Origin of the sequence: Streptomyces hirsutus (assembly GCF_001418415.1) — a bacterium.
GTDB lineage: Bacteria > Actinomycetota > Actinomycetes > Streptomycetales > Streptomycetaceae > Streptomyces > Streptomyces hirsutus.
The window spans coordinates 1-8,330 of the sequence record NZ_LIQT01000089.1 but is presented as its reverse complement, the minus strand read 5'-3'; the positions used below and the strand labels follow the sequence as shown (position 1 = coordinate 8,330).

Below are 8,330 nucleotides of genomic sequence, written 5' to 3'. Positions count from 1 at the left end.
GCGCACCTCGCGGCGCCACGAACCGTTCCTGAAGGCTGAGCAGAAGTGAGCCCTCTCAGCCGCACGCCCCGAACGGTCTTGGGCGCACTGGTCCCCGGCGTACTCAGCCCCGAGTCGGCGACACGCATCCGGTGCGTGGTCCGGTCTCGGGAGGCCGGTTCCCTCACGACCTGGCCATAGTGGGTGTGGCCAGAGGCGACGGGGAGGCCCCGAACCATCACACCGGTGGAGCGGGGGCCCCGCACGCCGACGCCATACCCGGCGTCCCAGATCGCACGCTCACCTCAGCCCAGCCGGCCCAGGGCACCACAGGCTCACGAACGAACCATCACACGATCGAGGTAACGCGGCCTCGTGCGCACCCCCCCGGCGAGCAGCTACCAACCCCCGGACCCGCCCACGCTCGCCCTCGACCGTCCGCGCCGCCGAGAACCGCCGGGCGGTCCGGCCCCGGCAGACTCCGATCCGTTCGGCTCCGGCAGGCTCCGATCCGTTCGGCCCGGCCGTACCGGGCACGCCATCGGCCCGCCCCACCCGGCCGTGAGGCACGGCCTTCGCCCTCCCCGCGCCGCGCCCTGCCGGCCGGACGCACACGCCGAGGCCGCACTCCCGGAGGATCCGGGGGTGCGGCCTCGGCGTGATGTGGCGTCACATTGCGTTCAGGGCAGCCGCGTTGACCGTCAGGGCCAGTACGGCCAGGGCGGTGCGCAGGTAGTGGTACCGGCGCCACAGGGGGCGCGGGTCCTCCCAGTCCGGCGGGAGGGCCGCCGGGTCGGTGATCGCCTTGACGCGGCGGTTGATCGGCACGTTGCACAGGTGGGACACCCCGGACACGCCGAGCAGCAGGACCGCGCCGGCCGCGAAGAGCGGCCGTGCGGTGCCGGTGACGGCCACCGCCAGTACGCCGTCGGCCAGGGTGCTGGACAGCACGATGACGGGCATCGTGGGGTCCCAGTTCCGGCCCAGCAGCCGGTGTGCGTACACGTAGGTGCCGGTCTCCATCGCGAAGAGCGCGGGCAGCACGCTCAGCGCGACGGCGAAGAGCACTCCGGCGGTGAGGCCGCTGCCGATCAGGGCCGCGACTCCCAGCACCTCGGTCATGACGCCGCGGCCCCGGCGGGGTGGGTGTCGACGGTGAACTGGGCGACCGTGCGCATGGTGGCCTTGCGGAAGTACTCCGCGAACGCGGCCGGCGAGCTGGTGTCGCGCGGTTCGAGGAGGAGCGGCTGCAGGGCGGCCTCGGCCGTGTGCACCCCCTGCTGGGAGGCCATGTGGCGGCCGAGCGCGGCGAAGTCGCCCTCGTAGTGGATGACCCGGACGACGACGTCCTCCAGGACGAACACGGCGGTGCCCAGCAGCCGTCCCGCCGCCGAACCGTCCTGGGCCGTGAAGTCGGGGGTGTCGACGCGCCGGAAGTTGGTGAAGATGTCGGCGATCTCGTCCTCGTGGCCGGGCTTGACCCGGTACATGATGGCTGCGTAGGGCATCAGATTCCTCCGTCGACTTCGATGGTTGTGCCGGTGACGTACGCGGCCGAGTCCCCGGCGAGGAACAGCACCGCGCCCGTCACGTCCTCGGGCCGGCCCAGCCGGCCCAGTGCGGTGAGCGCCGCGAGTTTCTCCGCGACGGGGGGCGGCGGTCCGTCCTCGGGGCCGGCTCGGGTCACGCCGGGGGCGACCAGGTTGACCCGGATGCCGCGCGGCCCGAGTTCCTTGGCGAGGGCGCGGGTGAACCCGATCAGGGCGGCCTTGGAGGCGCTGTAGTGGACGCCGAAGGGGCGGCCGCGGAGCGCCACCGAGGCGCCGACGCCGACCACCGACGCGCCGTCGGCGAGCGCCGGCAGGAGCGCCTGGGTGACCAGGTAGGCGGACGTGGTGTTGTGGTCGGTGACGCGGTGCCATTCGGCGTCGGTGAGCTGCGCGAAGGGCATGTGCCCGTCGACGCCGAGGTTGTTGACGAGGACGTCGAGGCCGCCTTCGCCGAACCGGCCCACGACCGTCCGGGCCAGCGTCTCGGCGCCCTCGCGGGTGGTCAGGTCGGCCCGGACGGTCTCGGCGTCGGCGCCCAGCGCGTCCAGCTCGGCGGCCAGTTCCTTCGCCGCCGCGTCGTCGTGCCCGTACGAGACGACGAGCCGGGCGCCGGCCCGGGCGAAGGCGAGTGCCGTCGCCCGGCCGATGCCCTTGGTCCCGCCGGTGACCACCACACGGCGTGCCGCTGCCCCAGCGGTCACCGGACCGCCCCGGCGTGCGGCGCGACGCCGATCATCCGCAGGAGCATCCGCGGGGTCTCGGCCTCCGCGACGGCGTCGTCGTCGAGGACGATGCCGTACTTGCGGTTGATCACGCTGGTGACCTGGAGCAGGGCGAGGGAGTCGTAGCCGAACTCCAGGAACGGGGTGTCGAGGGCCTGCTCGCCCTCGAGCGCCATGCCCTCCTCCGGGGCACCGACGCATTCCAGCAGCAGGTCGCCGAGTTCGGACAGGGTCATATCGCTCACGATGCTTCCTCTCGCTTGCTTGAGGGGTCAGTTGGCCCTCGCCAGTTGCGGGCCCGCGGCGTGCGTCGCCGCGGGTACTGCATGTGCTGCGTGTGCTGCGTGTGTTTCGGGTGCTGCGTGTGTTTCGGGTGCTGCGTGTGCCGCGCGTGCCGCCGTGTCCAGGTCGAGCCGCGGCGAGGAATCGAGCACCGCGCGGTGCAGTTGCTCGACGCTGGGTGAGGGGTCGAGTCCGAGGCTCTGGTTCAGGCAGCGGCGCAGCTGCCGGTAGACGGTCAGGGCGTCGCTGCGGCGCCCCACCCGGTACAGCGCGAGCATCAGCTGCTCGTGCATCGCCTCGTGCAGCGGATGCCGGGCGGCGAGCCCGGAGAGTTCGCCGACGAGTTCATGGTGGCGGCCCAGCCTCAGGTCTGCCTCGATCCGGCGCTGAAGAACGCTCATCCGCGACTCGTCCAGCCGGGTGGCCTCCACTTCGAGCAGCGGCCCGCACTGGACGTCGGCGAGCGCGCGGCCGTGCCACAGCGACAGCGCCCGGCCGAAGTACGAGGAGGCGTCGGTCCCTTCGCCCCGGTCCAGGGCACGGTGGCCGGCCGAGGCGAGGGCGTCGAACTCGTGGGCGTCCAGGAGTCCCCCGTGGACGTCGAGCCGGTAGCCGCCGGGCTCGGTGACCAGGACGCTCTTGGCGCCGTTGGGGAGGAAGGCGCCCTCCCCGTTGGCGTCGTCGCCGAGTGCGGCGGCGATGGCGTTGCGTATCTGCAGGATGTACGTCTGCAGGGTGGTCTGGACGCTGCGGGGCGGGCTCTCGCCCCACACCTCCTCCACCAGTGAGGCCACCGAGACGACCTGGCCCGCCTGGAGGGCGAGCAGCGCGAAGACCTTGCGCGGCTTCACGGCGGTGAGGTGGACGGGCACCCCGGACAGGGTGGCCCGGAACGGGCCGAGCACACTGATTTCCATGCGCGGATCTCCTTCGCGTTGCGTGGGGCAGCCGGGATCAGCCGTGAGCCGGCCGGGGGCCGGCCCGGTGCGGTGCCGCGTCGTGGCGGGTGATGTCCTGGCGCGCGAGGTCCGCTCGCGCGGTGTCCGGCCGCGGGGTCTCCGTCGGCACGGCGGCGGCCCCGGTCGTCGGGTCCCCGGCGGACCGCAGGGCCTCCCCCACCGCGCGGGGCACGTCACGGCCCCGTACGAAGAAGTGCGTGCCGCGGACGGGGCGGAGCCGGAAGCGGTGCGTGGTGCAGTGCTTCCACGCCCGCACCTCCGTGGCCGGGACCAGGGGGTCGGCCTCTCCGGCGTAGGCGTCGAGGGGGCAGGGCAGTCCGGTGACGGGTGCCTGCCGCAGGTCCTGCGCGAGGGTCAGGTCGGCCCGCAGGGTGGCGAGGGTGGCGGTGAGCCAGCCGATCCGGTTCCGCAGCGGCGCCGGAATGCTGTCATGGCCGCCGAGGGAGAGGATCAGTTCCTCGTCGGGGAGTTCGGGGCGGAGCAGGGTCTGCAGCAGCGGTGCGGGCAGCTGCGGTGCGGAGCAGGCGCCGACGGACAGCAGCCCGGGCGGCCGCTGTCCGGTGCGCACGCGGTGCTGGGCGAAGCGGTAGGCGACCAGCGCCCCCATGCTGTGCCCGTAGAACGCGTGCGGCTCGTCCAGCAGGGGGCCGAGGTCGTTCTGCAGTTCCTCGACCAGCCGGGCGCCGTCGGTGATCCGGTCCTCCCGGCGCCGGGTCTCCCGGCCGGGCAGCCGTACCGGCAGGACGGACACGCCGGGGCCGACCCTGCGCTGCCAGCCGGCGAAGGCCAGGGCTCCGGCTCCCGCGTGGTGGAAGCAGAACAGCCGGATGCCCGTGCCGGACACCGGCCGGACCGCGAGATAGCGCTGCACCCGGATCCCCCTTCGTTCCGCACCTTTTCGGTCAGATGCGCGAACCGAAGCGTCACCGCAGGTCCTCGGTCACCGCTCAACTGGCGCTGGAGCGCGGGTCCACGAGCACGGGCAGCAGGGGCAGGTCGGCGCCGGACTGCGGGCGGTCGCCGAAGCCCGGGTCGTGGACGGCGGCGCTGACGGTGTAGGCGTCCTCGACCAGCCAACTGTGGAACGACCACTCCCGCCCGGTTCCGGGTGTGCCGTCGGGCCGCAGCACGCTCAGCCGCTCGCCCTGCGGCCCGAAGCCGAACTCGGTGAAGCGGAACCGCAGTCCCTGGCCGATCGCCTTGCTGTAGGCCTCCTTCAGCGTCCACAGCCGTACCAGTTCGTGGTTGCGCCGCTCGGCGGGAACCCGCTCGAGGGCCTCCAGTTCGAACGGGGTGCAGGCCTTGAGCTCGGTGCCGAGTTCCAGCATCCGGCGGTCGGCCGGTTCGGTGTCCACGCCGATCCGGCCGAACCGGGTCAGGCCCACGACGAGCAGTCCGTCGGTGTGGCTGAGCCCGACGTCGAGCTGGTCGATGCCGCGCAGGTACGGGCGCCCGCCGGGTTTGTACGCCAGTTCCAGCTCGCGGGGCAGGGTGCCGAGGACGGCACTCGCCGCGGACTTGAGCAGCAGCCGGGAGGCGACGAACCGGTCCCGGTTGCGCGAGGCGGGCATCCGCGCGTACCGCTCGTGGTCCGCCCCGAGATCGGCGGCCAGCGCACGGGGGTCCCGCCCCTCGGGCGGCAGCCAGTCGTCGACCAGCGCGTGCACCACACAGGTCCCCTGCTCCACCACGGCCCGGCACACGGCCCCCCAGGACTCCCCCGGACCCCGCTGCCGCACGGACCGCATCACGCCACCGCCCTTGGGGCACAGGGGATTTCAGCGAGACATCGCATGACGGGGTCGTCCCTCCTCTGGGCGCGGACGCCGGGCACCCGGGGCCGGTGGAACGCCGGCCGGGGCATGTGTCGGACAGCCCCTAACGGCCGATCGCGGTGGAGTACAGGTCGTAGCTGCGGGCGTCGTCGAAGCGGTGCAGGAGTTCGGTGAGCATGTGGTCGGCGGCGGACGCGGGCGGGCGGACCGCCCGGGTGCCGAGGCGGCCGGCGATGCGGGTGAGCGTCATGGCGGCCCAGACCGGGTCGGCCAGGAAGCCGCCGGGCGGGCGGTGGCGCCAGACGCCGAGGCAGGCGGCGCCGGCGACGATCAGGGCGTACCGGTCGGCCAGCGCGTAGGCGCGGGGGCTGACGGGGTGGCCGGCGGGCCGGGCGGCGAGTTCGGCGCAGTCCGCGCGCAGCGCGCGCAGGTGGGCCACGAGGACCGCGGCGGCCTCCGCCGGCGCACCCCCGTACGCATCTCCGTACGTCCTCCGCCCGCCGGACGCGGTGCCGTCCGCGTCCCGCGCCCAGGCCTCGACGCTGTCGAGCAACGAGTCCCGGTCGGGGGTGAGTTCGAGGTCCTCGGGGCGGCAGGGCGGCAGGCCGGCGTCGAACGGACGGAACAGCACGGCCGGCGCGTCGGTGGCGGGGGCCGCGGTGAGCGAGGGCAGCCGCAGCAGCTGGGCGACGAGCACCGCTCTGCTCGCCGAGGCGCCCGCACTGCCGAGGCCGATCATCGGCAGGTCGCGGGCGGTCCTGCGGAAGACGCCGTAGCTCCCGTCCGGGGCGTAGGACTCGGCGCCGAGCACGATCGACAGGTCGTCCATCGTCTCGTTGAGGACCGTCGGCAGCAGGTACTTGGCGACGGCGGCCAGCGTCCGGCTCTCGCGGGGCAGCACATGGGCCGCCCGGGTCGCGACGAGTGAGAGGCAGTCGCAGACGAGCAGGTCCGTGAAGGCGCCGACCAGTGCGGTACGGGTGCGGGCCGAGTGCAGGGAGGCGCGGCTGCGGGAGCGGTGCGCACGGGCGAACGCGACCGTGGTGCGCAGCGCCGTGTCGGCGCAGCCCAGCGCCATCGACAGGCCGGCGCCCCGGGTGAGCGGGAAGGCCCGCTCGGCGAGGCGGGCCCCGTCCCCGGCCGCTCCGAGGAGGTGTCCGGCGGGCAGCGGGTGCCGGTCGAAGGTGAGGCCTTCGATGACGCAGCCGCGTACTCCGGCCGTCGGCCGTCGGGGCAGCAGTCCCACCTCCCGGCCCCGGCCCGCGGCGTCCGCCGGGCCCGGCACGAGGAAGGCGCTCAGCCCGTCCGGGGTGTGCGCGAACAGCACGAGCGCGTCGGCGCGGCCCGCGTTGTTGACGGCCTCCTTGCGGCCGCTGAGACGGTGGCCGGTGCCGTCCGGCAGCGCGGTGAGCCGGTTGCGCAGGAAGTCGTTGCCCTGGGGCGGCTCGGGGTAGGCGCAGGCCATCCGGCCGCCGTCGAGCAGCAGCCCGGCGGTGTCCCGGCGCTGGCGCGCGGATCCGCCCGCCCAGACGACGACGGCGGCCAGGTACGAGGTCAGCCCGTGGCCGAGGCCGAGGGCCGCGTCGCGCCGGAACACGACGCGCAGCACCCGCGCCAGTGCGTCCAGCCGGTCGAGCCGGCCGCCCAGCTCCCCGGGCACGAACTCGGCGTTCAGTCCGAAGGCGTCGAGCAGCCGCTCGGCGGCGGGCAGCAGACGCCGGCCCGCGTCCGCGGCGAGGAACTGCTGGACGCCGAGCGGGTTGCCCGGGTCGTCGAGGTCTCCGAAGTCGTACTCGAGCCGGGCGACGCGTTCCTGGACGGCGGCTTCCGAGGAGTCCGCCCGGTCCACCGTCGTGGTCACCGCCGTGGTCATGGCGTTGCTCCGTCCTCGTCGTGGTCCGTGCGGGCCCCCGGGCGACCGGCACGGCTCAAGACGCGCTCAAGGTCGTCCGGCCAGACTCGGTCCTGTCGTTCCCGCCGGGAACGGGCTCCGGGGTCACCGGGCGCTGCTCCGGTACGGCCTCGTACCGGTACTGCTGCCAGAACGGGTTCTGATCGGGGGGAAGCCAGATCGCTCCGTAAGCCACCAGGGAGTTCCAGATCGGCCGCAGCAGCCGCTCGCGTACGACTCGGGTGACGGTGCTGCCGTGGATCTTGGACGCGGTCATGCGTGCCGTCCCTTCTGTGCGTCGGGGAAGGCCACGGTCGCGCGTGCGGCTCGGTGGATCCTCGAGGAACTCTCGGGTGCGGGGCGCTCCGTCCGTGCTCGAGCGGCACTCGAGCGGGGTGTGGTCGGATGCGCCAGGGGTGTATGCACACGGGGCCAGGAGGGGTGGGGATGGTGTCCCAGCGCGAGGGCGACCGGGAACTGACCGTCGTGGAACGCTTCACGACCAAGGCGGCGAGGACGGTGTTCGAGCGTGAACTCCTCGGGTACGCCCGCTACCGCGAGTCCCGCAAGGGGTTCGTCTCCCGGGTGACGGTGGCCCTGACGGACCGGCCCGGCGCGTACGTGCACCTCGAGCGGTGGACCGGCCTGGACCGGCTGCTGCGGGTGGTGCACCAGGACCCGGCGGCGCCGGCCGGCCCGCGCGGTCTCGCGACCACCCTCCGTACGGAGGCGGAACTGCTGGTCAGCGTGGGCCGGATGGCCGTGAACGGCTCTCCGTCCGACGCCGAACGGCTGGTGCTGGTCCGCGCTCTGGTGACGGGCGACGCGGAGCGGTTCGAACTGGCCTTCGGTTCGCTGGTCGGTCAGTGCGTGTCGGACGAGGCCTTCGGCGGCAGCGACCTGCTGCGCTCGGTGGCCGATCCGCGGCTGTACACGGGCCTGTTGTGGTGGCGTAAGGCCGCCGCCTGCGAACACGCCCGCACGAGCGAGGGGTACAGGGTCCACCGCGCCAAGCTGGCCGCCACGGCCCACATCACGGTCGAACAGGCCCACCCCGTCGACCGGGACGCCCCGCCGGCCCCCTGAACCGGCCTCGGCGCCTCCCTCGGCACATCTCCGCCCTCGGCACATCTCCGCCTTCGGTGCGTCGCCGCCCTCGGCACATCTCCGCC

10 protein-coding genes are annotated in these 8,330 nt (G+C 74.0%); 1 reads left to right on the top strand and 9 read right to left on the bottom strand.

What is annotated here, in order from left to right; all coding sequences use genetic code 11:
* Window positions 1–648: 648 nt before the first annotated feature.
* From AOK11_RS07910 to AOK11_RS07870, 9 genes are all read right to left on the bottom strand, one after another.
* Window positions 649–1,101: an anthrone oxygenase family protein gene (locus tag AOK11_RS07910; protein ID WP_055592928.1), complete on the bottom strand. Its 453-nt coding sequence runs from the start codon at window positions 1,099–1,101 to the stop codon at window positions 649–651.
* Window positions 1,098–1,487, bottom strand: coding sequence for a SchA/CurD-like domain-containing protein (locus AOK11_RS07905; RefSeq protein WP_055592927.1), 390 nt, complete (start codon window positions 1,485–1,487; stop codon window positions 1,098–1,100). Before AOK11_RS07905 ends, AOK11_RS07910 begins: the two co-directional genes overlap by 4 nt.
* Window positions 1,487–2,230 carry an SDR family NAD(P)-dependent oxidoreductase gene (locus tag AOK11_RS07900; protein ID WP_055592926.1) on the bottom strand — a complete coding sequence of 248 codons (744 nt, stop codon included), beginning with the start codon at window positions 2,228–2,230 and terminating at the stop codon, window positions 1,487–1,489. Before AOK11_RS07900 ends, AOK11_RS07905 begins: the two co-directional genes overlap by 1 nt.
* The gene (locus AOK11_RS07895; RefSeq protein ID WP_079034700.1) at window positions 2,227–2,496 is read right to left on the bottom strand and encodes an acyl carrier protein; all 270 of its coding nucleotides are present in this window, start codon (window positions 2,494–2,496) and stop codon (window positions 2,227–2,229) included. Before AOK11_RS07895 ends, AOK11_RS07900 begins: the two co-directional genes overlap by 4 nt.
* Window positions 2,497–2,523: 27 nt before the next feature.
* The gene (locus AOK11_RS07890) at window positions 2,524–3,450 is read right to left on the bottom strand and encodes an AfsR/SARP family transcriptional regulator (RefSeq protein ID WP_079034699.1); all 927 of its coding nucleotides are present in this window, start codon (window positions 3,448–3,450) and stop codon (window positions 2,524–2,526) included.
* Window positions 3,451–3,487: 37 nt separating this feature from the next.
* Window positions 3,488–4,363 carry a thioesterase II family protein gene (locus AOK11_RS07885; protein ID WP_055592924.1) on the bottom strand — a complete coding sequence of 292 codons (876 nt, stop codon included), beginning with the start codon at window positions 4,361–4,363 and terminating at the stop codon, window positions 3,488–3,490.
* 76 nt (window positions 4,364–4,439) lie between these two features.
* Window positions 4,440–5,240, bottom strand: a complete 801-nt coding sequence (locus tag AOK11_RS07880) for a 4'-phosphopantetheinyl transferase family protein (protein ID WP_055592923.1) — start codon at window positions 5,238–5,240, stop codon at window positions 4,440–4,442.
* Between the two features lie 130 nt (window positions 5,241–5,370).
* On the bottom strand, window positions 5,371–7,140 hold the full coding sequence (locus tag AOK11_RS07875) for an acyl-CoA dehydrogenase family protein (RefSeq protein WP_055592922.1): 1,770 nt from the start codon (window positions 7,138–7,140) through the stop codon (window positions 5,371–5,373).
* Window positions 7,141–7,195: 55 nt separating this feature from the next.
* A complete protein-coding gene (locus tag AOK11_RS07870; RefSeq protein ID WP_055592921.1) occupies window positions 7,196–7,435 on the bottom strand; it encodes a hypothetical protein in 240 nt (79 codons plus the stop codon).
* A 170-nt stretch (window positions 7,436–7,605) separates the two neighbouring features.
* On the opposite strand from AOK11_RS07870, the gene AOK11_RS07865 reads away from it, so the two are divergent.
* Window positions 7,606–8,244 (top strand): antibiotic biosynthesis monooxygenase family protein, encoded by a 639-nt coding sequence (locus tag AOK11_RS07865; RefSeq protein ID WP_055592920.1) that lies wholly within the window; start codon window positions 7,606–7,608, stop codon window positions 8,242–8,244.
* Window positions 8,245–8,330 lie beyond the last annotated feature (86 nt).

Excerpts from the sequence above, each read along its gene's own strand:
- AOK11_RS07890 (WP_079034699.1), bottom strand. The coding sequence starts at position 3,450 with ATGGAAATCAGTGTGCTCGGCCCGTTCCGGGCCACCCTGTCCGGGGTG.
- AOK11_RS07880 (WP_055592923.1), bottom strand. The coding sequence starts at position 5,240 with ATGCGGTCCGTGCGGCAGCGGGGTCCGGGGGAGTCCTGGGGGGCCGTG.
- AOK11_RS07875 (WP_055592922.1), bottom strand. The coding sequence starts at position 7,140 with ATGACCACGGCGGTGACCACGACGGTGGACCGGGCGGACTCCTCGGAA.
- AOK11_RS07865 (WP_055592920.1), top strand. The coding sequence starts at position 7,606 with ATGGTGTCCCAGCGCGAGGGCGACCGGGAACTGACCGTCGTGGAACGC.
- AOK11_RS07905 (WP_055592927.1), bottom strand. The coding sequence starts at position 1,487 with ATGCCCTACGCAGCCATCATGTACCGGGTCAAGCCCGGCCACGAGGAC.
- AOK11_RS07870 (WP_055592921.1), bottom strand. The coding sequence starts at position 7,435 with ATGACCGCGTCCAAGATCCACGGCAGCACCGTCACCCGAGTCGTACGC.
- AOK11_RS07910 (WP_055592928.1), bottom strand. The coding sequence starts at position 1,101 with ATGACCGAGGTGCTGGGAGTCGCGGCCCTGATCGGCAGCGGCCTCACC.